This window comes from Paenibacillus sp. GD4 (assembly GCF_030846225.1).
Taxonomy (GTDB): domain Bacteria; phylum Bacillota; class Bacilli; order Paenibacillales; family NBRC-103111; genus Paenibacillus_G; species Paenibacillus_G silviterrae.
The window spans coordinates 1,431,422-1,456,821 of the sequence record NZ_JAVCYK010000001.1 but is presented as its reverse complement, the minus strand read 5'-3'; the positions used below and the strand labels follow the sequence as shown (position 1 = coordinate 1,456,821).

The following is a 25,400-nucleotide window of genomic DNA, read 5'->3' as shown; positions in this document are numbered from 1 at the left end:
AATTGTAGAAGGAAAAAGGGTTCCCCGTATCGAATTATGTTAGATGCGGGGAACTCTTTTATGTTTTTTGCCCCGTCGAGTTATGAAAGGGGAGCATCCACAGTGAACGGTGAAGACAAAATCCGGATGACCGTCGACATTTATGGCACCCAGTACAAGCTGGTATCCAATTCCAGCCCTTCCTATATAAAAAACGTTGCAAACTTAGTAAATGATGAAATGCATCGGATAGCCGAGGCGAATCCGCGGCTTGATTTGCCGAAGCTGGCCGTATTGGCGGCGGTCAATATGGCCGACGAATGGACGCAGATGCGGACCGAGCTTGAGGCTTCGATCGGCCGGCAGCGTCAGCTGGAGCAAGCGCGTGAGGAGCTTGCCCGGCTCAATGATCGTTACGGCGCTCTGCAGCAGGAGCTTGCTTCGGCGCAGGAGCTTTACGGCGTAGCGGAAGGGGAGCTGGCCGACGTACGCGTAGCGTATGAAGGGGCAACCGCAGAGGCATCCGATTTGGCGCAGCAGATGGAGCGTCAGGCCGGACGAATCCGCGAGCTGGAAGCGGGGCAGACGGCGGACCGGGAGCGAATCGCTGTACTTGAGCAGGAGCTAGCCCAAGGGACGGAGGCTTTGCAGCAGGCGGCGGATGAGCACAGGCTGGCGCTGGAGCAAGCGGCTGACGAGCGTGCTGCTTTGGAGGAGCGCTTGAATACGCAAGCAGCGGAGGCGCTGGAGCTGCAGGGACGCATCGAGGCATTGGTGACGGCCAAAGGACAGCAGGAGCGCCGGTTGGCCGAGCTAACCGGGGAGCTGGACGGCGTACGGAAGCGCCTTGCAGAGCGGGAGCAGCAGCTGGCTGCGGCGGAGAAACGCGGCCAGGATACCGCCGGACGCCTTACGGCTTCCGAGCAGAAGGGCTCCGAGCTTGCCGGGCAGTTAGCTTCGGCGGAGAGCAGAGTAGCGGCGATTACCGCACAGCTGGAGGAGCGGGAGCAGGCCTACTTGGAGCTGAGCGAGCAGTATGACCAGCTGCAGGAGCAGTTTGGCTTGCAGCAGCTGGAGCTGAACGCGCAGGTCGAGCTTGTCGCGGAGCTTCGTACGCAGGCCGAGGCGCGCGAGGTCGTATTCGCTGAGCAGCTGTCCGCGGCGGAGGCACGCAGCCGCGAGGCGCTGGAAGCGGAAACGGCGCGCGGCGCCGAGCTGCAAAGGCGGCTGAGCGAGCTCGAGCAGGCGCATGCCGAGCAGCTGGCGGAGCAGCTCGAGCAGAAGCGGCAGCTGCAGGTGCAGCTTGGTGAGCAGGCCGAGCGCAGCCGCGTGCTGGCGGAGCGCTGCGAGACGCTCGAGCGGGACGGCGCGGAAGCGGCTGCGCGTGCGGAGGCGCAGGCGCGGGAGACCGCCGGGCTCGCGGAGGAGCTCAGCCTGCAGCAGCAGCTGTACGGCGAGCTTGAGGCGGAGCTGCAGCAGCTGCAGGAGCTGAGCGGGCGTACGTCGGCCGAGCAGGCGGCGCAGGTGAGCGAGCTGGAGCGGCAGCTGCAGACTGCAGCCGAGGAAGCGGCGGCTCGGCGCGAAGAGCAGGCGCGCGCAAACGAGGCGGCAGTGGCTGCGCTGGAGGCGGAGCACCGCCGTGCAGCTGAGGAGCAGGCTGCGCAGGTAAGCGAACTGGAGCGGCGGCTGCGGGCTGCGGCCGAGGAAGCGGCGGCTCGGCGCGAGGAGCAGGCGCGCGCTCACGAGGCGGCGCTGGCAGCGCTGGAGGCGGAGCACGTTCGCGCAGCGGAGGAGCAGGCGGCGCAGGTAAGCGAGCTGGAGCGGCGGCTGCAGGCTGCGGCCGAGGAAGCGGCGGCTCGGCGCGAGGAGCAGGCGCGCGCTCACGAGGTGGCAGTGGCTGCGCTGGAGGCAGAGCATTTCCGTGCAGCCGAGGATCAGGCGGCCCGCATGGCGGAGCTGGAGCTGCTGCTGAGCGAGCGCGAGCAGCGTCAGCAGCAGCTCGATCAGCAGCTGGCGCAGCAGCAGGCGTACAACCTGCAGCTGCAGGAGCAGCTGAGCCAGTGGCAGCGCCGCAGTGAGGAGCAGGCGGGACAGGCGGACGAGCTGCGCCTGCGGTTGACGGCGCAGCAGGAGGAGCTCGATTTGCAGCAGGAGCTCTACGACGAGCTGCAGGGGCAGCACGACGAGCTCGAGCGGCAGCTGCGCGGCGAGCAAGCCCGCGGCAGCGAGGCGCTGGCGGCGGCGGAGCAGCAGCACGCTGCGCTGGAGCGCCGCGTAGCCGAGCGCGAGGCCGAGCTGGCCGCGCTGCGCGAGCAGCTCGGCGCAGCGCAGGAGGCGGCGAGCGCGCTGCAGCAGCAGTGCGCGGCGCTCGAGCAGCGCAGCGGCAGCGCCGAGGCGGAGCGCAGCGAGCTGGAGCGGCGCCTCGCGGCGCAGGAAGCGCGCATGGCGGAGCTGGCCGCGCAGAGCGGCTCGCTGGAGGCGCTGCAGCAGCAGTTCCGCGAGCAGCAGGACGAGCTGGCGCTGCAGGTCGAGCTGTACAACGAGCTGCAGGAGCAGCTCGAAGCGCAGGCGCAGCAGCATAAAGCGCTGCAGCTGGAATACTCGCAGCAGCAGGAGCGAGCGGAGGAGGTCTACCGTGAGCTAAGCTCGCTGAAGTCCGAGTATGAGAAGCTGCAGATCGAATATAACGAGTGGATTGAGCTCGTAGAGAAGGAATAACGACCGATGAACGGACTGGATTGGGCCGCTGCGGTTCTCGTGGCGGCGGGCGTTGCCCTTGGTTTTTCACGCGGCTTGGTTGCACAGCTGGTCTCTTTTCTCGGCCTCTTTCTCGGCTATGTGGCGGCATTCATGTTTTATGATGAACTGGCGCCGGTGCTGAAGGAGCTTCTTGGGCTTTCGGAGAGTGAGACCTATAAAAAGTACGAGTTTTTGGCGAAGAACCTACACCTGGAAACCTATGTGTACAATGCCCTGGCCTTTGCTCTGCTCTTGTTCGGCGTGAAGCTGGCGCTTAGTGTGGCCGGGCGGTTTCTTGATTTGCTGGCAGCCGCTCCGGGACTGAAGCAGCTGAATAAGTGGAGCGGAGCGCTGCTGGGGCTGGTGGAGGCGGCATTGATCGTGATTATTGCCGTGCAAGTCATGACGGTGGTGCCAAATGACACAGCGCAGCGGCTATTAAAGGAATCTACGGCGGCACCGTATATTCTCGAACACACGCCCTTGATTTCGAATAAGCTGCAGGAGCTTTGGGAGAAACGGAGCGACGGCAAAACGAAAGTGTGAAGATAGCGGGGGCAGTTATAGGAAGGACCCTACGGTGTGGCTTAGCACGTATAATCGCATATCTGCCCTTGGCCGCGCCGACCATCCCAGTTTCACCCCGTGCAATCGCAAAAGTGCGATAAAGTCCCCCTCGGACCCCTGCGCATCACCGACCCCGATGGAATAATCGCATATCCGCCATTGCAGGAGCCGTACCGCACACTCTAACCCCGTGCAATCGCAAAAGTGCGATAAAATCCCCCTCGGACCCCTGCGCATCACCGAACCCGATGGAATAATCGCATATCCGCCATTGCAGGAGCCGTACCGCACACTTTCGCCCCGTGCAATCGCAAAAGTGCGATAAAATCGCCCTCGACCCCCCGCGCATCCGCGACCCGGAATCGCTCACAGCTCAAATAGAAAAGGCTAGACATCACATTTCCCCAGTGACGTCTAGCCTTTTTAGTATCCGCTGCCATCCCCTTTGAATAGGTTAGAACAACGACCTTGCCAAGGAGGGCTTTACCCATGTACCGCATTATCATCGATATTTCCGATTTCAAGCTGCATTTGCTACAAAACAACCGCGTCATCCGAAGCTTCAAGGTGGGCATCGGCATGCCGGATAACAAAACTCCCGTAGGGGAGTTTACCATTATAAACAAGGCACCGAATCCCGGCGGCCCCTTCGGCGACTTCTGGATGGGAATGTCGCATCCGCACTATGGCATTCACGGAACGAACAACCCGTCCTCGATCGGCAAAATGTCCTCCCACGGCTGTGTCCGCATGCACAATGAGGATGTAAGAGCCTTAGCTGCCATCGTACCGATCGGCACACGGGTAACGATCCGAAACTAATTGCCGGTTGCGGCAATTAGCTGACCGGACATCCCGTGCTCCGGCAGAGCGGCCAATCGAATGAGTGCGGGTGCGACCTCTGCCGGATCTTGACCGGTGGCATGCATTTCCGATTTGACCGTGCCCGGGTTGAAGAGGTTAGCCAATACGCCATGCTCGGACTCCTCTTCCGCCGTCGTGCGGGTAAGGGATTCGAGACCGGCCTTGCTGGCGCTGTAAGCGGCATAGCCGCCGGCGCCATTGCTTGCGAGGCCGGAGGTTATGTTGATGATGCGACCGTACTTCCGGGCTCTCATGTGCGGCAGCACCTCTCTCGTTGTCAGAAAAGCTCCTGTCAAGTTGATGCCGATTTGAAGATTCCATTCCGCCAGGCTCGTTTCCGCGACAGCGCCCGGCTCGAAGACCGCTGCATTGTTCACTAAAATATCGATCTGTCCGAAGGCTTCGACCGCCGATGCCACCAAGCGCCGGACGTCGGCCTCCGAGCTGATATCCGCCTGGATCGCCAGTGCCCTTCCGCCGGCAGCCGTAATTTCCGTAGCAACGACGTCCACTTTGCCTTTTCTACGCCCGGCAAGCACGACATTCGCACCCTCCGCAGCGAAAGCTAATGCCGCCGCCCGTCCGAGTCCCGTTCCCGCACCGGTGACGATCGCCGTTTTTCCCTGAAGTGTCCCGTTCCCCATCCTGCATAACCCCTTTGTTGTTAACATTTGCTCCATCTTACCAAGAAATGCCGGCCCGGGGAAATTACGAAATCTGATGGACTACATAAGAAATTCTTTTAATAAACGGCAAAAAGCCTCGCCGACAGCCGCAGCTGTCAGCGAAGCGGTAAACTTCTTTATACCATATTACTCGACAATCAATTTGGATTTCATGGTGATGTGGCCTGTTCCGCAAGGAACGTTACAAATGATATCGTAGGTGCCCGCTTTATCCGCCTTGAAGGTGCCGGACATGGTTTGCCCTTGCAGCTTGACGTTCAAGCCCTTGATTTCCACCCCGTGAATACCTTCTTTGTTTTCCAGCGTAACCTTCACGTCGGAGCCCTTTTTTACTTTATATTCCGCTTGATCAAACTTAAAGTTTGACGCCACAAGCTTCACCTCTTGGGCTGCTGCCCCAGCGGCACCGGCTGCGTTGCTGGAAGCTGCAGGAGCTGCTTCCTTCTGTCCGCAAGCGGCGAGTCCGAGCATCAAGCTAGTTGAGATGGCCAATACGATCAATTTTTTCATATGACTTCCCCTCCGTCTATCCACACCAGTTAGGTTCTTGTTCTTCTTACAATCCTAACTATAGCGCAGCGCTCCCGGAATTGCAGTGACGGGACCGTGACAGCAAGGTGAAAAAATCGTGAATTTCCGAGCCTCTCCTGTGAAATACGTCACACTTGGCCGTTCCTTCGTTCAATCTCTATGATGAAACGCTTCCTGCCTTGACCATCAGCGTCAATACGGCATACAGCACAGCGGCAACCCAGACCAGACGGTAGTCAATCTTCCTAGTGCTTCTCACGGACCATGCATCCTCTCTATAATGAACATTGTTTTCATCGTTAGGTTGAGTTCATTATAGCGCCCAATTGTGAAAAAATATCATGTTTTTTCTTAGAATTTTCTTAAAGTTTGTACCTTATTACCCTATCTCAGAAAAAAAGATCAGCAACGCGAATCGCTTCGCATTACTGATCTCCTTGGCCTGCCGTATATGCCGCCATGGTTACTTATTGTTCTCACGGCCGGTGATTCCGTGTTCGAACGGAGTCTTGACCGGGATGAACAAGTCGATGATCCCGATGACGAGGGCAGCCAAAATGGCACCGATGAAGCTGGAAGACACGCCGCTGACAATAAACTGCGACAACCAGATGACCAGCGCACTAACGAGAAAGCCTACGATCCCCCGGCCGAATGGGGTGATTTTTCTGCCAAAAACACCTTCAATGATCCATGCTGCAATCGCGATCACCAATGCTAAGAACAGGGCACTCCAGAAGCCGCCGACGGTAAAGCCCGGGACGACCCAATCCACAACCATAAGGATCAAAGCAGATACGATAAACCTGACGATATGTCCAAGCAAATGCATCCGGCGTTTTCCTCCTTCTTGTCTTGGGAAAGTTAGTGATTCTCCTGGTTCTTGCGTTCGGCCGTGCGCTGATTCTGCTACCAGGGGTGCACAGCTTAGGATGTCACTTCCTGCCTTGTTTTATGTATCCCTTGAATCGGAGGGTATTAGCGAAAGGACCTCCTTTTGGGATATAATATAAGGATAAGAACGAAAGGTTGGTCTTCTAAAGGTGACGCTTATGAAATCATATAATCAGAAAATATTAAAAACTCTCGACTTCGGCGCCGTACTGAACCGCTGTGCGGATTATGCCGCTACAAGCATGGGCAAAGCGCTGGTTGAGCAGCTGGAGCCGAGCGGTGATTTTACCGAGGTCAAACGCAGGCTTCAAGCGACGGACGAAGCGGTGAACGTGGACCGCCTGAAAGGCGGCGCTCCCTTCGGCGGCATACGCGATATTCGTCCCGCGCTGCACCGTGCCCGGATCGGCGGTATGCTGAATCCGACGGAGCTGCTCGACGTGGCCCTTACGAATCAAGGCGGACGCCGTTTGGTGAAGTTTCTCGAGGCGACGAACGACGATTATCCGCTCCCTTCCTTGCTGGAGCTGTGTGCCCTGGTTACCGATCACAAGCCGGTTGAGGACCGAATCAAGCTGTGCATTGACGAGAATGCGAACGTGATGGATTCCGCCAGTCCGGAGCTTGCCCGAATCCGGTCGGAGCTTCGCACCAGCGAATCCAGAGCCCGGGAGCGCTTGGAGCAGATGGTGCGTACGCCATCCATCCAGAAGATGCTTCAGGATAATCTGGTGACCATTCGGGGCGACCGTTACGTGATTCCTGTGAAGCAGGAGTACAGAGGTCATTTTGGCGGGATGATTCACGATCAGTCCGCTTCCGGTGCCACGCTGTTTATTGAGCCGGAGGCTGTCGTTCAATTGAATAACCGGGTTCGCGAGCTGAAGCTGAAGGAAGAGACAGAGGTTGAAAAAATTCTTCGCATGCTTACAGCGCAGGTCGGAGAAGTGGCGGATGCGCTGCTGGCCAATGTAGAGGCGCTTGGCGAGCTGGATTTTGCTTTTGCCAAGTCGGGTCTTGCGAACGCCATGAAGGCCACCCGGCCAATGATGAACGATCGGGGCTTTCTTCGAATTAAACGCGGACGCCATCCGCTCATCGCCTCGGACAACGTGGTTCCGCTTGATGTGGAGCTGGGGAATAAATACAGCACCATTATCGTAACGGGTCCGAACACCGGCGGTAAGACGGTTTCGCTGAAGACGGTCGGATTGCTGTCGCTCATGGCGATGTCGGGACTGTTCGTTCCTGCGGAGGAGGGGAGCCAGCTTTGTGTATTCGATGCGATATATGCGGATATCGGCGACGAACAGAGCATCGAGCAGAACCTGTCCACCTTCTCCAGCCATATGACGAACATCATCCGTATTCTGCGGGAGATGACACCCAAAAGTCTCGTCCTGCTTGACGAGCTCGGCGCGGGGACCGACCCTGCGGAGGGCTCGGCCCTGGCGATCGCAATACTGGAGTACATTCATAAAATGGGCTGCCGCATCGTAGCCACAACGCACTATTCCGAATTGAAGGCCTACGCGTTCGACCGCCAAGGCGTGATTAACGCCAGCATGGAATTCGATGTCCAGACGCTTCGCCCGACCTATCGTTTACTTGTCGGCGTTCCCGGCCGAAGCAACGCCTTCGCCATCGCCGAACGACTTGGGTTATCGAAGTCGATCATCGACTACGCTCGCGGCGAGGTGGGAGAAGAGGATCAGCGCGTCGAGTCGATGATTGCCACGCTGGAGGAGAACCGAATCCAAGCGGAGGCGGACCGCGAAAGTGCGGGGCAGCTGCGGCGCGAGGTTGAGCAGCTCCGGGAGCAGCTGGCCCGCGAACGGCAAAAGTTCGAGGAGCAGCGCGACCGCATGCTGGAGCGGGCAGAACGGGAAGCGGCGGATGCCGTGGCCAAAGCGCGGAGGGAGGCTGAGGAGGTCATCACGGAGCTCCGGCGCATTCAGCGTGAGGAGCGCAGCGGCGTGAAGGACCATCAGCTGAGCGAGATGAAGCGGCGTCTGAACGATGCGGTGCCGGACCTGCGGAAGAACAGCACGGCTAAGCTTCCGAAGCGCAAGCCGGATGCGGTCGAGGCGGGAGATGAGGTCCGCGTAGTGAACCTGGGGCAGAAGGGCCATGTGGTCGAGGTCGTGAACGACCATGAGGTCATGGTGCAGATGGGGATCATGAAGATGAAGGTCAACAAAGCCGATGTCGAGCTGATTAAAGCAGCTCCTGCCGAGAAGAAGAAGCAGCCCGTCCAGGCTACCTCAAGTCTGAAGCGGACACGAGACGACAATGCGAAGATGGAGCTGGATTTGCGCGGGGCTAACGTGGAGGAGGCTCTGCTTGAGGTGGACCGCTTTCTGGATGAGGCGTATCTGGCCAATTTCGGTAATGTCTACATCATTCACGGGAAGGGTACCGGCGTCCTTCGGACCGGAATTCAGGAGTTTCTGCGCAGGCACAAGCACGTGAAGAGCTACCGTATCGGCAATTACAATGAAGGCGGTCACGGCGTAACGGTTGCCGAGTTAAAATAAAATTTATTTTCCATTTCGAAACTCTTTGCACCTATCTGTCGTAATACCATGTGTAACGATCGATCGCTGAAGCCCTGCAGGCTTAAGGATAAATATAGGATCGGGAGGATTCTACGATGGGAATTTTTAAACGACTGCGTGATTTGACAATGGCTTCAATTAATGATCTGCTGGATAAAGCGGAAGATCCGGTAAAGATGCTGAATCAGTTCCTGCGTGATATGGAACAGGATATTCTCGAAGCGGAATCGGCGGTAGCCAAGCAAATTGCGATTGAGAAGAAATTCAAGCAGCAGTACGAAGAAGCGCTTGAGATGGTTCAGAAGCGCGAAGAGCAGGCATTGCAGGCACTTGAGAAGGGTAACGAGGATTTGGCCCGCCGCGCGCTGCAGGATAAGAAGGAGCACCAGGCGCGTTATGACGAGATGAAGCAGCAGTATGACGTAGCCAAGGGCAATGCGGACCGTCTTCGTCAGCAGTTGCAAGAGATGAAGGATGAATTCTCGAAGCTGAAGAGCAAGAAGGAAGTGCTGGTGGCGCGCGCGGAAGCGGCGAAAGCCCAGAAGCAGATCAATCAGGCGATGTCGGGCTTCGGTACGGACAATGGGGCTAAAGGCTTCGACCGGATGAGCGAAAAGGTGCTGCAGCTGGAAGCGGAGGCAGAGGCCAGCAATGAGCTTCGCTCCAAGAACAAGAGCCTTGATGACGAGCTGAATCAGCTCGGGAAGAACGATGGCGTCGATGACGAGCTTGCCGCTCTTCGGGCAAAGCTTGCAGCCAGAAACAAGACCGAATAAAATAGGATGGAAGGAAAGACTGGAAGGCTAGCTCCTTTCAGTCTTTTCGGTTGTAGGCCTTCGTAAGGACGAGGACGGGGGAGGTTGGATCGTATGGATGATGAGGTGGGGAAATTAATGGGAAATCCGTATGTTGAAACACTTGCTTTTTTTTCCGTGGCCGTGCTGGCTTTGGTTGTGTTCTTAACCATTTTTGAGCTGGTAACGAAGTACAAGGATTGGGATGAAATCAAAAGAGGTAATTTGTCCGTAGCCATGGCGACGGGAGGCAAAATCTTCGGGATCTGCAATCTGTTCCGGTTTGCCATTCTTAACAATGATTCCTTGATGCATTCCCTCATTTGGGCCGGTTTCGGCTTTGTGCTGCTGCTGGTTGCGTATTTTATTTTTGAATTTTTGACGCCCTACTTCAAGATCGATGAAGAGATCAAAAATGATAACCGCGCCGTAGGTTTCATTTCTATGGTCATTTCGATTTCCTTATCGTATGTCATCGGGGCAAGTGTAACCTGAGGAGGGCCTGAGCGGTGAAGTACTTATGGGGCACATTATTTGCGCTTGCCCTTGTGTTTGTGGGCTCCGGCGTATATTATTTTCTGAAATTTGCCTGATGCAGGGGGAGCCCTGTCGGCTAGGAGGAGTTTGCTGTGTCTGATCTGCATGACCAGATTTGTCCGTGGTGCCAGACGGAGATTGTGTGGGATCCGGAGCTGGGGCCTGAGGAAGCGTGCCCGCATTGTTTCAACGAGCTGGGCGATTATCGGAGCATTAGCCTGAAGCTCAAAAATTCAGGCCAAAACCTGATGCTTAGCGAAGAGGACGAGGAAGAATACGAAAGCGATATGGAAGCGATGGACGACTATGAGGAAGGAGTACAGCGGCTGCTTGATCAGCAGGAGGAGGCGCCGGAATGTCCGTCCTGCCATAGCTTTATGCTGTTCGCCGGCACCCAAAGCGCGCCGCAGTCCTTCCTGCCTTTCGTTCATGGGGGAATAAAGCAGCCGCTGCTGAAGGCCGCCTTCTCTACGAATGTCTATGTATGTCCTTCCTGCTTCAAGCTGGAGCAGATTGTGTCGGAGCCTGATCGCCTCGAGCTGATCGAAAAGCTCAAGATTCACGGTCAAGAGAAGCAACAATAAACAAATGGAAAGCACCCGCAAGGGTGCTTTTTTTCTATGTAGATAAGCATTGACCGTACCTGCGGGATTTTGCTCAGGAAGTGTGAAAGTGTAATTTTTGCAAAAGAGTGCAATAGCGCTTCCTTCGCAGGGAGACACGGTAACAAAAAAGTGTAATTGCCTGCAACTCCATGGGGACCTATAGTAGGCTCATCAATGCGAATCCAATGGGGAAGCGGTGAATGCTATGGATATGAACCGATTTACGAATCCGTCGCCGGAATACCGGATTCATCCGTTTTGGTTTTGGAACGGTGAGATGGAGGACGATCGCGTCCGAGAGCAGATTGAAGAGATGCACGACAAAGGTGTCGGCGGCTTTTTCCTGTGTGCCCGTCAAGGGATGACGGTACCTTATTTATCCAAGCAATGGTTCGATAAGGTGCGATACGCTGTTGAGGTAGCGAAGTCACTGGACATGCATGTCTGGCTGTACGATGAATATCCTTACCCAAGCGGCATTGCCGGGGGAGAAGTGGTGTTGGAGCACCCCGATGCGAAGCATAAGACATTGGAGCACAGGAATATTCGTACGGCCGGCGGACAACGATTGGATGTGGAGCTGCCCTGGGGAAGAGTGCTGTATGCCAAAGCCGCTCCCGTACAGGCGGACGGCTCCATCGACTGGACCCAAGCCATCGATGTCAAGGAGCATATCGGTAACTGGCAGGCGGATCCCATTTTTCAGAAAACAGGGCTCACCGGATACAATCAAAAGCGTTTCTTCACCTACCGAACGGTGTTTCGGCTAGTCTGGGAGGCGCCGCCCGGGGACTGGGAGGTCATGGTGTTCCAGGAGAAGGAAATCGACGATTTCAAATATTATGGGACGTTCGTCGACCCGTGTAACCGGGAGGCCATGGAGACGTTCATCCGCTTAACCCATGACAGATATGTGCCGGCTATAGGTGAGTATTTCGGCAGCACGGTCAAGGGCATGTTTACGGATGAAATCGGGCTGCTCGGGCGTATTCCATGGTCCCCTCGGCTTCCGGAGGAGTTTAAGCTGCGCAACGGTTACGATCTGCTGGAGCATCTGCCGGCGTTACTTGACCGTTCCGCCAAGGATGCGGTGAAGGTACGGTATGATTATTATCAAACCATCCACCTTCTGCTTCGGGAGTCGTATCACCTGAAGGTGCACGATTGGTGTGAAAGGTATGGAATGGAATATGTTGCGGAGGTGCCTGCGGTTCGCATGACTACGCAAAAATTCAGTCATGTACCTGGCGGCGATTCCGCGCATGAGAAGCTGGGGCGTTCGCTGGATTGGATTTTGCGCCGTTATATCGGGCACACACGCGATAACCCGAAGATGGTAAGCTCCCTTGCCCGCCAGCTGGGCCGTACCCGGAACCTCATTGAATGCTTTCACAGCGTAGGCTGGTCCATGACTTTGCAGGATGCACGCTGGATGATTGACCGGCTGGCGGCGCTCGGTACGAACTTTTTTAATTTTCACGCTTTCTATTACACGATGGACGCACTGGCGAAGCACGACGCGCCTCCTTCGCAGTTTTTGCAAAACCCTTATTGGGCGCATTTCCGCACATTGGGCGACTATACCGGACGCATTAGCTACATCATGACGGAAGGAAAGGCGAATATCCGAATGGCGTTCGTCGATCCGGTTACTTCCTACTGGACATATTTGGCCAATCCGTTTCATTCCTTTCACTTCGCAGGCACGTCCGAAGAAGAGAAAGCTCAGCTTGAGCGGCTGGTGCAGGATTGGACCGAGCTAGGTGTCAAGCTCATCCGAAATCGCTTCGACTATGATCACTTGGATCCGGAGCTGCTTGGTGAAGCGACGGTAGAAAACGGTGTGATCCGCATCGGAATCGCTGAGTATTCCGTTCTGATCCTGCCGCCGATGAGCAATATGGAGGCTGCCGCATGGGCGAATGTCCACAAATTCCTGCAAGGCGGGGGAACGGTGATCGGGCTGGGCTTGCTGCCGCACGATGTTATCGAGCCGGGCAGCCCCTCGGAGGAAGAATCCATGCAGATCTTCGGTGTGACGGAATCGCCGCGCACTCTATACTGGGATGGCCGCTTCACTGAATCACATTATTCAAATGGCGGAGCGCACTTCCTGCCGATATCCACGCAGGGCGGCATCGAAGCCGTCTGGCCGCAGCTTGCAGGGCTGCTGGAGGAGGCGTCGCCGCGCCCCGCGAGGCTGAAGCTGGCGCAGGATCCCCAGTGTTTCCTGATGCAGACAAGGTATCTGGGGGAAGGGGAAGCGGCCATTTTCATCAGTAATCAGGAGGGAGCATCGCATGACGGTCAGCTGCAGCTGGACCCTGAGGCGCTGTTTGGTGCCGGTTGCACGGGGCTTCGGGCATATGAGCTCTTTCTGGAGACCGGTGTGAGGCGGCCGATGGCGGTGAAGCACAGCGGCGAGGGGCCGTATGTAGATTTCGCTTTGGCACCTTATCAGGGCCTGCTGGTTTATGTGGAAGCTTGCTCGGAGGACGCCGAGGCACCGATTCCGCCACAAGCTCCGGATGTGATCGAACTGCAAACAGACGGTGAGTGGTTCATTAGGGCACTGCAGGATAACATCGTCCGGTTCGATGATTTGACGCTGAGGATCGCAGGGGAGCCGACAGGCAGGCCGGTGAAGGCAAAAACATTCATCGACCAGTGCGCGGATCTGGCCAAGCTGCAGGATTTCCCGGTCTCCTTTAAGCAGACCTTCGGTACTCCGCAACGGATGCAGATGAGCTACCCGCTTGATGCTGCCTATTCCGCCGAATTTATTATCAAGGAATTACCCGAACGGTGTGATATCTTCATGGACGCTAATGCGTTCCAGGGGGTTTGGAGGCTGCTGATCAACGGTCATCTGGTCACACCGGATCAATTCAAGCCTATGAGGGTCTACGACCATCGTAATGTAGGTTGCCCGGTTGCGTCATTGCTGAAGCAGGGAGTGAATGAACTGATCGTTCAGCTGACTATCGCGTCGGATTCGGACGGTGTTACGGATCCGTTTTACCTGAAGGGGAATTTCGGTGTGGCGTTCGATGAGCAGGGCCGTCAAGTGATTGGAGCTGCACCACGTTCGGTTGCGTGCCTTAACGGCGGTCCGCAGCCAGGCTATCCATACTTTGCAGGGACCATGAGCTACCGGCGGACCGTCGAGTTCGGCAAGACGCCGGAAGGCACGGAGTTTGAGCTCAGCTTCGCGGATTGGGATCCGCATTTCCATGACTGTGCGGAAGTAATAGTAAACGGTCATTCCTTGGGCGTACGTCCATGGACACCTTACCGATGGGCCGGTTCAACCGACTGGCTGCATCAGGGGGACAACGAGCTGGAGATTCGGGTGACGAACACGCTGATCGGGCTGCTTGAGGGCTTGACCTTCGACTACGAGACGCACACGCTGCAGAGGATTCAAGGTTAGCTCCATGAACAGAGCCAAAGTCGGATTGCAAACAAGGCAGTCCGACTTTTTTAAATTGCGGGAAAATGGAGGCTCTTAAGGTGAGGTACAAAAAAGGTTAGTGCGTGCAAAATAGTGTAGTCCGCGTCGCGGCGGGCTGAAATAGCGATCGGGCATGGCTTCGAGACCAGAAAACACAAGGCCGGACGGTAACAAAAAAGTATAGTTGAGGGCAATGAAAAGATGCTTTACCTTGAAGTCATGGAAGCCGTGCAGGATCACGGCACGCAGCGTAAACAATCTTAGGCTGACTTCATGAAGAAAGGGGATGTGCACATGCCGAAAGTCGATTCCTCCACTACATCCGGATCCTTGTCAATGAACCGACGTTCATTGAACCATGCGAAGGGCAGATCGCGTATCTGGTTTGATCTCAAAAGAGACAGGTACTTATACCTGCTTGCCTTGCCGGGGCTGATCTTCTTCCTGATATTCAAGTACGTGCCGATGTGGGGTGTGATCATTGCCTTCCAGAACTATTCACCTTATGTAGGTGTGCTTAAGAGCGAGTGGGTAGGCTTCGAGCACTTCGCCAAATTTTTCTCGAATCCCGAATTTATGCTTTTGTTTCGCAATACGATGGCCATCAACCTGATGAGCTTGACACTGTTCTTCCCGCTGCCGATTCTGCTGTCTCTTCTTCTGAACGAGGTCAGATCGGAGGCGTACAAACGATTCGTTCAATCGATCGTTTATATGCCGCACTTCTTATCGTGGGTTATCATCGCCGGATTGACCTTCCTGCTCTTCGCCAAGGGCGAGGGACTAGTCAACAAGCTGCTGGAGGCAGGCGGCTTCGAGCGGATGGACTTCCTGACGAATCCCGACGGCTTCTGGTTCATGCTTACCGTGCAATCGATATGGAAGGAAGCGGGCTGGGGCACGATCATCTTCCTCGCGGCGATTGCAGGCGTAGATCCGCAGCTGTACGAAGCGGCAAGAATGGACGGCGCCGGCCGAATTCGCCAAATGTGGCACGTGACGCTGCCTGCCATCCGCAACGTCGTTATCATCCTTCTCATTCTGAGGCTCGGTCATATGATGGATGTCGGCTTCGAGCAGGTGTTCTTGATGTATAACGGAGCGGTGTCCGAAGTGGCGGAGGTATTCGATACTTATGTATACCGGGTTGGTATTCAACAAGGTCAGTTCAGCTTTAGCACAGCCGCAGGCTTATTCAAGTCGATCGTAGGACTGGTGCTGGTTGTAGGCGCGAACAAATTAGCGAAAAAGATGGGTGAAGAGGGCGTGTACTAAGACAGTCGCCCGCCAATTTGACACAGTAAGGAGGAATTCCCATGATTAGCTCCAAAGGAGACCGGATTTTTGGCGCGATCAATATCACTGTACTCGCCATCGTAGCTATGGTGACGTTCTTCCCGGTGTACTATGTGTTCATCGTATCGTTCGTCGATCCGGTTGAATATATCACCAAACCTTTCATTCTTTGGCCGGAGACATGGTCTCTCGATTCGTATAAGTACCTGCTCTCGACCAAGTCGTTCGTCGGGGCGTTATACAACAGTACGTTTTTGGCTGTCGTCGGTACGATTTGCAGCTTGATCGTTACCGCTGCGCTTGCGTATTCTTTATCAAGAAAGCGCTTGCGGGGGCGCCGGACATTTCTTATGCTGATTCTATTTACGATCTTATTCAGTCCGGGCATCATCCCCCATTATCTGCTGGTACGCGACCTGCATCTGATCAACAGCATTTGGTCGCTCATTCTGCCCGCCTTGGCGAGCGGCTGGAACGTCATTCTCATGAAGGGCTTCTTCGACAGCCTTCCCGTCGAGCTTGAGGAATCCGCCGCTATTGACGGATGCAACGACATCTCGATTTTCTTGAAAATCATCCTGCCGTTGTCCTTGCCTTCTCTCGCTGCCTTCGGATTGTTCTACGCGGTGGGCTATTGGAACCAATTTTTTAATGCGCTGCTTTACTTGAACGATCCGACCAAATGGCCGATTCAGGTATTACTGCAGAACCTGCTCATCTCATCGTCCAACAGCGAGTTAACCTCCGATGTCTTCGTGAAGGCCCCGCCGACGGAGACGCTGAAGATGGCTGCCGTTATTATCGCTACCGTGCCGATCCTCCTGGTATACCCGTTCCTGCAAAAGCATTTTGCCAAGGGTGCCATGGTTGGCTCGGTTAAGGGATAATGATATATACAATTTCATTAAAAGGAGAGGGTCTATCAATGAAGTATGCAAAAACGTCGCTTAGCCTGTTTCTGGCACTTTCGACGCTGCTTGCCGCTTGCGGCCAGAGCAGCACACCCCCGGCAGCGAGTGGGGATGCAGCAGGACAGGCGGAGGCTCCTGTCGAAATCAGCGTAATGGTTCATTTCCTGACACAGCAGCCGATGGCTGAGGACAATGCTGTGAAGCAAGCGATCGAGAAGGCAACGAACAGCAAGCTGAAAATTCAGTGGGTTTCTTCCAACAACTACAATGATAAGCTGAACGTGACACTGGCTTCCGGAGACCTGCCTGACCTGACATACATCGGTGACCCGTTCTCGTCGGTATTTCGCAATATGGCGGCCCAAGGGGCATTCTGGGAGGTTGGTCCTTACATCAAGGATTACCCGAATCTGGCGAACGGCATCCCGAAGACGGCGTGGGAGCTCACCAAGATGCAGGACGGCAAAAATTACGTCATTCCAAGACCGCGTCCTTCCGAAGCGGATTCCTTCTTCGTGCTCCGCAAGGATTGGCTTGACAAGGTGGGGATGAAGGTACCGACGACCAGCGATGAGCTTTATCAGGTGATGAAAGCCTTCACGGAGAAGGATCCGGACGGCAACGGCAAGGCCGATACCGTAGGCTTCGCCGCCAATACGGACTCGAGCAGCACCGCAAGTCCCTATGGCGTGCTGGGTCATATCGACAGCATGTTCACCGGTGTCAACGGAAAATATAAATGGACCAATAACCAAATGACGCATATTGCGCTGCTGCCTGAATCCCGCAAAGCGCTGGAATTCGCCGTGAAGGCCTACCAGGAGAAGCTGATTCCGGCAGACTTTGCATCACTGAAAGGCACACAAATCCGCGATATGTTCGATGGCGGCAAGGCAGGCATCATTATCGAAAAAGCCGGAACGATGAAGGATCACTTCGACAAGCTGAAGAACGTCGATCCGAGCTTCAAGGAAGGCGATTTCTATCCGGTAACGAATATCAACGGCTATAATCCGAAGGGTCCCGGGTTCGCCGGAGCTCTGGCCATTTCCAAGAAGGTGCCTGAAGCCAAGATGAAGCGCATTCTGAAGGTGCTGGATACTTGGATGAAGCCGGAGGTGTTTGCCTATAACACGTATGGGCTGGAAGGCGTTCATCACACGGTGAAGGATGGCCAGAAGGTACTCAATACGGAAAAGCTTGCGGCAGATAGTGTTGCTGACCTGAATCAAATTCTGTATGTTGCCGATCCTTACGCCAGCTCGACGAAGCCCTCCTTCCCGAAGGAAGTTAACGAGCTGTATGCGAAAATTCAAGACGAGCGCGCGAAGTCCAGTGTGGCGGACCTTACCACCGGCCTCTACTCGCCGACGCTGCAGAAGGCAGGACCGGAGCTTGAGAAGAAAATCGCCGACCTGAAAACGAAGATTATCTTGGGCCGCGAACCGATGACAGCATGGGATGACCTTGTCTCCAAGCTGAAAACGGATGCCGACCTGCAGAAAATCAGCCAAGAGCTGACGGAGGCTTACAAGAAGCGGATCGGCCAATAATAAGAGCAAGCAGCTAGAATCTCAAGAAGCGGCAGGTATTGGCCGGAGGCGGATCTCAAGGATCTGTCTCCGGCCTGCGTATTTTACCAAGGAATCCGCCGGTTAGCATTGACAGGGGGCGGACATGTCTTCATCATGAAGCTAAGCCTTCCCCCTCGGGCAAGGCACAACAGCAATGAAACGGAGGACACCACATGCTGCAGACCCTAAGAAGCTGGCTAAGAATAGGACTGGAAAGCAGGCGCTCCAAACGTTTTTTCTGGAGGAGCCTAGCCTTGTTTCTGCTGGTTACCTGTATTCCGGGCATGATTACGGGCAGCATCATCTACTGGGCCTCAACAAATCAGGTCGAAAGCGAGCTTCAAAAGCTTCATGAAAAACAGGTTCAGCAGCGGGCGGGCAATATTGATGATCAGCTGTCCTATATGGAAATGCTGTTCACCCAATGGGCGTTTGACGCACAGTTCGATAACAAGCTGAAGGAGCTGGACTTTGTATATAACTATCAACAGGTGCATGACATTTATCGGACGCTATTCATCATGGAGGGCGCGCATCCGTTGATCTCCAGGGTAGAATTGTATCTAAAGCATCCGTACCCGCTGATTTTTCAGAAGGATGTTTACTTGGATATCAGCAATGCGAAGGTAAGTGAGCGTTTTGAAGCTTTATTGCAGCAGACCAAGTTTGCCTTCTGGACGGAGCACTACGAGCGATTCGACGGAAAAACGTGGGGCAAGCCGTCCCTTGCATTAGTGAACAAGGTGCCGGGAGGGAGCACGGAGCCCCTCGGGTATATCATTACCACGGTAGACAAGGCGAAGCTGAATAAGCTGCTGCAAACCTTGACGCCTTATAGCGACGGCACCACCTTCCTGCTGTCGGCAGGAGGGGAGCGATTCATTGTTCAAGATGCGCAGCAGCAGAGCGGACTTGAGCTGGCTTTAAGGGAGGCGATAACCAGCGGCCGGCAAAAGGGCGGTTCGTTTCTTTTTGACTATAACGGCGCGACATATTCCGTGTCCGTCGGCAAGCTGGCACGTATCGGCGAGGAGTGGACCTACGTATCCGCCGCTCCCTTGACGGCCGTCACCGCACCGGTGCTGTTCATCTCCAAGCTGATTCTGTCGATCAGCGGAATCGGCTTCATCCTGGCGCTGCTGCTGTCTCTCGGCGCTTCCTACCGGTTGTATACGCCGATAGGCAAGCTTGTCCGGCTGCTGCCGAAGGAAGAGGGTCACCGGGATGAGTTCGAGCAAATCGAGCGGCAGTGGCAGGATCTGACGAATGAGCGGGAGACGCTGCAGGGCCGACTGAAGACACAGCTGCCGCAAATGCGCGAAGGCTTCATGCTGCAGCTGGTACAGGGACATTTGTTCTCCATGACGGAAAAGGATATCAGGGAACGTCTGCTGCATTACGGCTGGGAGACGGAGGGAAAGCAATTCGTCGCCGTGCTGATTCAGCTTGGCGGATTTTCCAGTCAAGTAGGGCGGTTCAAACATGGCGATGAGAGCCTCGTTACCTTCGCCGCGGCGAACATTGTAACGGAGCTGTCCGATTCGCTTTCGTTTCAGCTTCTGAATTTTCATGACCTGACGATTGGGCTGCTGGTAGCTTTTCCGGAAGAGATGACCGTGAAGGAGCAGCAGACTACCTTGAACCGGATGGGAGAGGAATGGATTCAATCCGTCGGCCGTGTGCTCAAGATGCGCATGACCATTGCGATCAGCAAGCCTGTTGCTAACGTGAAGCATAGCCCAATGCAATTCGAGGAAGCGCGTCATGCGCTTAGCTACGCGGACCTTAGCTCGGAGAGCCAGATCATCGATTCCGAACGGATTGGCAAAAGCAATTCGGCACTGGAATTCCGATATCCCTTCGCGCTGGAAACGGAGATCATCAACGCCGTCCGCATTGGGTCTGAGGAGGAGGCGGCCCAGCTTATCGAGCGCTTCCTTAAGGAGCTGACGCAGGATGGAGCGGCGAAGCTAGTTTTGCAGCAAGGGATGATGCAGCTGCTGGGCAGTCTGCTTCATGCCATGCTGCATGCGGGGATGAATCCGATGAAGCTCTTTGAAGGCGTGAATTTGTATGAGCAGCTCGGTGCCTGCAACGAGCCGGAGGATATTCTTCGCTGGTTCCGAAGCAAAGTCGTCGGTCCTTTTGTTCATGAGCTGATCAGCAAGCAAGATTATCATTTGAAGCAGATGGCCGAGAAGACGATCATGCTAATCAGGGAGCATTATATGAGTCCCGGCTTATCCCTTGAATGGTGCGCCGATCAATTCAATACAAGTCCCTACACGCTCAGCCGCGTGTTTAAACAAATTACCGGCGTCAATTTCATTGATTTCGTAACGAACAGGCGTATGGAGAAGGCTAAAGAGCTGCTCCGCGAAACCGATATGAAGATTAACGATGTGGCGGGGAGCGTGAGCTACCAGCCGACGTATTTTCATCGGATTTTCAAAAGATATGAAGGGATTACACCTTTGCAGTACCGTGATTTGCATCAGGATAACTAGAATTTGCTGGGATATTATTCCTGTCGGACATGATTTTTGCGCTTTTGGGTAGCTTAACTAAGACATTACATAGATAAGGTGAGAGCGCATGCATTCCGATTCGTCAACGAAGCATTTTCCTCATAAATGGATTCAGGAAAACAAAAGCAAGCATGAATGGCTTCAGGTAGACAAGAAGGAAGAAAAACCGGCTAAAGATAATCATCCGCTCGACGGCCAATCCCGGCTGCTGTTAACTGTGCACGGCTTGTGCGCCGTGGCCAATGCTTTATCCGGTACCTTCGTCAACGTATACCTTTGGAAGGCAAGACATGATTTTGCCGTCATCGGCTGGTTCACGCTAATCCATCACTTGACGATGGCCTTCACGTTTTGGATTGCGGGCAAGTGGGTTAAGGAGCATAACAAAATGAACTGTTTGCGCGCCGGCGTTGCGGTTTCGGCCTTGTTCTATTTGCTGGTGCTCTGGTTTGGGGACAAGGCTGCCGACAATTACTTGATTCTGGGCGTGGTACAGGGCTTAGCGTCCGGATTTTTCTGGCTTGCCTTTAACGTCGTCTATTTCGAAGTGACGGATCCGGACAATCGGGACCGGTTCAACGGATGGGCCGGCCTGTTGGGTTCAGGGGCAGGGATGGTGGCGCCATGGGTATCCGGCTACTTGATCGTGCATATGCAGGCGGCAAACGGTTATCGTCTGATTTTTACCATCTCGCTCAGTGTGTTTGTCATTGGAGTCATTATCAGCTTCTTCTTGAAAAAAAGGAAATCGGAGGGCAGGTATGCATGGCTGCATACCTGGACCTGCCTGCAAAAGAAGAATACGGCTTGGCGGACGGTCGGACTGGCGCTGGTGGCGCAAGGGGTTCGGGAAGGAGTATTCGGGTTCATGATCGCGTTGCTGGTGTACGTTCACACGGGCAGCGAGATGAGTCTGGGCAACTTCTCCCTAATTACCTCGGCGGTGGCTTTAATCAGCTTTATGATCATCGGCCGGGTGCTGAAGCCGCAGCACAGGAAGGTGGCCATGCTCATCGGGTCGGCGGCCATGGTTATCGTGATATTGCCCTTCTTCTGGAAGGTCAATTATTGGACGCTGCTGACCTTCGGGATTGGAGTGGCCTTGTTCTTCCCGCTGTTCTCGATTCCTATGACCTCCTCGGTGTTCGACCTGATCGGCAGCGATGAGGAAAGCGTGAAGCGCCGCGAGGAATATGTGGTCATGCGGGAGCTCGCTTTGAATGCCGGCAGACTTCTTGGTACGGCCGTGTTCCTCATCTTCATCGCTTGGGTAAAGGCGCCGGCCGCCATGAACTGGCTGCTGCTCTTCATCGGAAGCTCGCCGCTGGCAGCCTGGTTCTTCATGAGGAAGGTGCACGCGCGGAAGCGGGCGGAAGCAGGGTGAACGTAAAAAGGGGCCGAACCTCAAAAGCAGCATTTCTACTTTTGGGTTCAGCCCCTTTTCGTGCCTTGAAAGGAAGAGGGAAATTCCCCTCTACATCTTGTATTGATTGATCACCATTCGCAGCTTGTGCGATACCTTGTTCAGCTCGTCGGCTGAAGCGGCGATCTCCTGCATGGAAGCCAGCTGTTGTCCTGCGGAGGAGGAGACATGCTGGGCGTTATCCGCGGAGGTGCGTGAGATCCCGACCATCTCGCCCATCGAAGCGGTAACCTGCTCCGTTCCGGCAGACATTTGTTCCGCGGCCGCCGAAACCTCTTGAATCTGTTCGGATACCTGCTGTACGGAAGAGACGATATGCCCGAGCATGGTGCCGGCCTGCTCAATCACCCGCTTGCCCAGCTCAACCTCCTTCACCCCGGATGACATTTTCGCAATAGCTCCTCCCGTTTGCTCCTGTATTTCCCGAATGAGCTCCGTAATTTGACGGGCGGAGGATTTCGTCTGTTCAGCCAGCTTCTTCACCTCGGAGGCGACGACCATAAAGCCAGCGCCGTGCTCGCCTGCCCGAGCGGCCTCGATGGAGGCGTTCAGTGCCAGGAGGTTCGTATGAACCGCAATTTCGGAAATGACGCTTATGATGGAACCGATCTCCTCGGAGCGGGCTCCGAGCTGCTGCACGACAGCGGCCGAATCGCCCACCGTCACATGAATGTTATTCATTTGCCCGATGGCTTGCTGGAGCGCATTATTGCCGTGCAGGGCTTGCTGCTCCGCTGCCGCGGCAGCCTCCGCTACGGTGGTGGAGGTCTCCGCGATCCGCTGAACGCCAATTGCCATTTCTTCCATAGCGGTGCTTGTTTCTTCGGCCCCCTTCAGCTGCGCATGGGCTCCTGCGGCAACCTCTTGAATGGCGCCGGAGATTTGGTTGCTCACCTCGGCGGAGGCATGAGCGTTGCGTGTGAGAAGCTCCGCGGCTTCGGCCACCTGCTCCGATACCTGCTGGCCGGTTACTATCGTAGCCCGGAACGTATCGGCCATCAGATTGAAGGAGGCGCCTACGATGGCAAGCTCATCCTTCGATCTCAATTCCACGTGGGTCGAAAGATCGCCCTGCGCGATTCGCGCAGCAGATGTTTCCAGTGCGCTAACCGCTTTTAACACGGATAAATAAAATGAGATAAACAAATAGATGACCGCGAGCAGAACAAGGACGGTTACGACGACCAAGGTTACCATTTGTGCATTGGCCAAGTTCACTCGGAGCTCCAGCAAGTCTCGCAAAAGCTTCAGCTGAGACTCGTAATGCTTGTACGTCTGCTCAACGGCGGCATGTAAGCTCGTGTAAGCTTCCTTCGGGGAAATCGACACCGTGGAGGTCAAGGTCACTCTGGCGTCGATGAATTCCATCAGCTTTGCGATCTCCGAGTCATTCGCCGAGAAGGCTTCCTGGAGCTTTTCGCCCTCCCTGGAATAGAGCTGAGCCGTGATCTCATTATTTGTTTTGATGGTATCCGATGTGGTTTTGATTTGATCAAGCAGCGTGGTAAGCGTCCTCTTATCGGCGGTGCTAGGCGTCTTCATGCCTGCGTAAGCCATGGTCAAGGCACGGGTACGACCTACACGATCCATGAGTAAAGGCATCTGCTTCATAGCGGAATCCATCAAATAATAGCTGCCGAGCTCGTTATCGAGCACCAGACCGGAGGTGTTCGTAATATGGGTAAGCAGAGACCGGATATCCGTCATGATCGCACTATGCTGATCCAAGCTTTCCTGAGAAGCGAGCTCAGTGCCTTTGTCCTTGAGCTCCTGCCATTTTTGCTTAATGCGGTTCCAGCGGTCATTCGTCTGGAGGTCTTCCCCCAGCTCTTCGTTCGTCCGTTCAACCGAAGAAAAGGCGATATCGATCGCCGCCTCTGCTTTGGTCAGCTCCTCCTTAAGAGAAGCATCGCCGAGAACGATACCGCTCACAAGCGCGCGACGTGTATCTATCGCGTATAGAAAATCATTCAGCTGCTCCGCGTACGATACACCCACCAGTTCATTCTTGATGTGGGCTGCCTCTTTGGATGCGTCGGAGTATTGTAAAATGGCCAACAGCAGCATCGGAACCGTAACGATGAGCCCGATCACGATAAACTTATGAACATACTTCAACCGGTTCATCAAAGCCTCGCCGGGAGTAAAGATGGCCCCAAATCGGTCAATGGAGCCTTGAGGTACTTTTTTGGACTTCATATGGTAGATCCTCCGTTTTATGTAGGTAATTGAACGTTTATAAAGCTGTGCATCAACCTCATTTCAGAAAAAAGTATTGTAATTTGTGTCTTTATACCTATGGTCAATTAACAGTATATACACAAAAGTAGGAAAAAGGTAGTGGCTTAACAGGGACTTGCCCTATTAATCAAAGCGATGAAAAAATGTTGGAAAAATAACATCGGACATGTTGCATAAATATACAAGTAAATGTATAATAATGAGTGTAGTCCTAAATGACATTATGTACATTGGAGCGTGGAAAAAGCATGAAAATTGCACTGCATAACGAGCTGCCGGCCCCTGAGCAATTTCAGCGGCTGATCCAATCCATTTCCGAATCGGATGTTCCTGCAGATGCAGCAAAATATGATATCTATAAAGAGAGCCCGCATGTCATTGCCGCTTATGATCAGGAGCAGCTGGTTGCCCTGGGACGGCTGGTTGCGAGGGGAGAAGCAGCTTCCGAGCTCGAATTTGCCGTATCCCCGAACTATAAGGGACGCGAGATCGAAGAGAATATGAGAAGATTGCTTCAGATTAGATCATTAAAGGTTTAGGCCGTAAATCATATACTATGCAAAGTCCTTTGCCCCGGGCCCGGAGTGAAGGACTTTTTTCGCTAGGGGAGCCGTTTAATTTTTTTTTGCCAAAGACAGGCTGCAGGGTGTAATATGTAGGAATAAGCTTTGGGATCCGAAGCTTGCAGTTCCAAGTAATTTACCAAAGGAGCGTATCAGACGATGGAACAATTTAAGATGAAGATTATTGAGCTGCTGAAGGAAGACGCGCGTCGTACCCCTGCACTTATCGCAACAATGCTCGGGGCGTCCGAGGCGGAAGTGGCGGAAGCGATTGCCGAGCTGGAGGAAGCGAACGTAATCGTCAAATACGCTACCGTCGTCAACTGGGCCAAGGTGGATAATGAGAAGGTCACCGCCCTGATCGAAGTACAGATAACCCCAGAGCGCGGCCGCGGCTTTGATGCCATTGCGGAGCGCATTTATTTATATCCGGAAGTGAAATCGGTCTATCTGATGTCCGGCGCTTATGACCTGCTCGTCGAGATTGAAGGGAAGACGCTGAAGGAAGTCGCTTCCTTCGTATCCAATAGGCTGTCCCCGATCGACCGGGTGCTTTCCACCAAAACGCACTTTATTTTGAAAAAATATAAACAGGACGGCATCACCTTCGAGGACCACGAGGACGACCGCCGGCTCCTCATCTCACCGTAAAGGAA

20 protein-coding genes are annotated in these 25,400 nt (G+C 54.6%); 15 read left to right on the top strand and 5 right to left on the bottom strand.

Annotated elements, in window-relative coordinates; translation table 11 throughout:
- The first annotated feature begins 102 nt into the window (after positions 1-102).
- From zapA to RAC89_RS06925, 3 genes are all read left to right on the top strand, one after another.
- Positions 103-2,697, top strand: a complete 2,595-nt coding sequence (gene zapA, locus RAC89_RS06935) for a cell division protein ZapA (RefSeq protein ID WP_306612634.1) — start codon at positions 103-105, stop codon at positions 2,695-2,697.
- 6 nt (positions 2,698-2,703) lie between these two features.
- Positions 2,704-3,264, top strand: coding sequence for a CvpA family protein (locus RAC89_RS06930; protein ID WP_284641429.1), 561 nt, complete (start codon positions 2,704-2,706; stop codon positions 3,262-3,264).
- A gap of 510 nt (positions 3,265-3,774) precedes the next feature.
- Positions 3,775-4,107: a L,D-transpeptidase gene (locus RAC89_RS06925; RefSeq protein WP_306612632.1), complete on the top strand. Its 333-nt coding sequence runs from the start codon at positions 3,775-3,777 to the stop codon at positions 4,105-4,107.
- Here RAC89_RS06925 and RAC89_RS06920 read toward each other — a convergent pair.
- The 4 genes from RAC89_RS06920 to RAC89_RS06910 all read right to left on the bottom strand — a co-directional run bounded on the left by RAC89_RS06920 (position 4,104) and on the right by RAC89_RS06910 (position 6,198).
- The gene (locus tag RAC89_RS06920; RefSeq protein ID WP_306612631.1) at positions 4,104-4,793 is read right to left on the bottom strand and encodes an SDR family NAD(P)-dependent oxidoreductase; all 690 of its coding nucleotides are present in this window, start codon (positions 4,791-4,793) and stop codon (positions 4,104-4,106) included. The two genes, RAC89_RS06925 and RAC89_RS06920, sit on opposite strands and share 4 nt — an antisense overlap.
- A 168-nt stretch (positions 4,794-4,961) precedes the next feature.
- Positions 4,962-5,345, bottom strand: coding sequence for a cupredoxin domain-containing protein (locus RAC89_RS06915; RefSeq protein ID WP_306612630.1), 384 nt, complete (start codon positions 5,343-5,345; stop codon positions 4,962-4,964).
- A gap of 58 nt (positions 5,346-5,403) precedes the next feature.
- On the bottom strand, positions 5,404-5,520 hold the full coding sequence (locus tag RAC89_RS31640) for a hypothetical protein (RefSeq protein ID WP_373429897.1): 117 nt from the start codon (positions 5,518-5,520) through the stop codon (positions 5,404-5,406).
- Positions 5,521-5,829: 309 nt separating this feature from the next.
- Positions 5,830-6,198, bottom strand: coding sequence for a phage holin family protein (locus RAC89_RS06910; protein WP_284641421.1), 369 nt, complete (start codon positions 6,196-6,198; stop codon positions 5,830-5,832).
- A gap of 220 nt (positions 6,199-6,418) precedes the next feature.
- Here RAC89_RS06910 and RAC89_RS06905 point away from each other — a divergent pair, with 220 nt between their 5' ends.
- The 10 genes from RAC89_RS06905 to RAC89_RS06860 all read left to right on the top strand — a co-directional run bounded on the left by RAC89_RS06905 (position 6,419) and on the right by RAC89_RS06860 (position 21,901).
- Positions 6,419-8,797 carry an endonuclease MutS2 gene (locus RAC89_RS06905; protein ID WP_306612628.1) on the top strand — a complete coding sequence of 793 codons (2,379 nt, stop codon included), beginning with the start codon at positions 6,419-6,421 and terminating at the stop codon, positions 8,795-8,797.
- A 116-nt stretch (positions 8,798-8,913) separates the two neighbouring features.
- On the top strand, positions 8,914-9,594 hold the full coding sequence (locus RAC89_RS06900; protein WP_284641417.1) for a PspA/IM30 family protein: 681 nt from the start codon (positions 8,914-8,916) through the stop codon (positions 9,592-9,594).
- Positions 9,595-9,687: 93 nt separating this feature from the next.
- Positions 9,688-10,107 carry a DUF350 domain-containing protein gene (locus RAC89_RS06895; protein WP_306612627.1) on the top strand — a complete coding sequence of 140 codons (420 nt, stop codon included), beginning with the start codon at positions 9,688-9,690 and terminating at the stop codon, positions 10,105-10,107.
- Between the two features lie 134 nt (positions 10,108-10,241).
- On the top strand, positions 10,242-10,733 hold the full coding sequence (locus tag RAC89_RS06890) for a hypothetical protein (RefSeq protein ID WP_306612626.1): 492 nt from the start codon (positions 10,242-10,244) through the stop codon (positions 10,731-10,733).
- Positions 10,734-10,959: 226 nt separating this feature from the next.
- The gene (locus tag RAC89_RS06885) at positions 10,960-14,187 is read left to right on the top strand and encodes a glycosyl hydrolase (protein ID WP_306612625.1); all 3,228 of its coding nucleotides are present in this window, start codon (positions 10,960-10,962) and stop codon (positions 14,185-14,187) included.
- A gap of 357 nt (positions 14,188-14,544) precedes the next feature.
- Positions 14,545-15,483: an ABC transporter permease gene (locus RAC89_RS06880; RefSeq protein WP_306616061.1), complete on the top strand. Its 939-nt coding sequence runs from the start codon at positions 14,545-14,547 to the stop codon at positions 15,481-15,483.
- 41 nt (positions 15,484-15,524) lie between these two features.
- Positions 15,525-16,391, top strand: coding sequence for a carbohydrate ABC transporter permease (locus RAC89_RS06875; protein ID WP_306612623.1), 867 nt, complete (start codon positions 15,525-15,527; stop codon positions 16,389-16,391).
- Between the two features lie 38 nt (positions 16,392-16,429).
- Entirely contained in the window at positions 16,430-17,968 is a 1,539-nt protein-coding gene (locus RAC89_RS06870; protein ID WP_306612621.1) for an extracellular solute-binding protein, read from the top strand.
- 275 nt (positions 17,969-18,243) lie between these two features.
- Positions 18,244-20,496, top strand: a complete 2,253-nt coding sequence (locus RAC89_RS06865; RefSeq protein WP_306612620.1) for a helix-turn-helix domain-containing protein — start codon at positions 18,244-18,246, stop codon at positions 20,494-20,496.
- Between the two features lie 88 nt (positions 20,497-20,584).
- The gene (locus RAC89_RS06860; protein WP_306612619.1) at positions 20,585-21,901 is read left to right on the top strand and encodes an MFS transporter; all 1,317 of its coding nucleotides are present in this window, start codon (positions 20,585-20,587) and stop codon (positions 21,899-21,901) included.
- A gap of 90 nt (positions 21,902-21,991) precedes the next feature.
- Here RAC89_RS06860 and RAC89_RS06855 read toward each other — a convergent pair whose 3' ends face one another.
- Positions 21,992-24,139 (bottom strand): methyl-accepting chemotaxis protein, encoded by a 2,148-nt coding sequence (locus RAC89_RS06855; protein WP_306612617.1) that lies wholly within the window; start codon positions 24,137-24,139, stop codon positions 21,992-21,994.
- 290 nt (positions 24,140-24,429) lie between these two features.
- Here RAC89_RS06855 and RAC89_RS06850 point away from each other — a divergent pair, with 290 nt between their 5' ends.
- Positions 24,430-24,720 carry a hypothetical protein gene (locus tag RAC89_RS06850; protein ID WP_306612616.1) on the top strand — a complete coding sequence of 97 codons (291 nt, stop codon included), beginning with the start codon at positions 24,430-24,432 and terminating at the stop codon, positions 24,718-24,720.
- Positions 24,721-24,903: 183 nt separating this feature from the next.
- On the top strand, positions 24,904-25,395 hold the full coding sequence (locus RAC89_RS06845) for an Lrp/AsnC family transcriptional regulator (protein ID WP_284641400.1): 492 nt from the start codon (positions 24,904-24,906) through the stop codon (positions 25,393-25,395).
- Positions 25,396-25,400 lie beyond the last annotated feature (5 nt).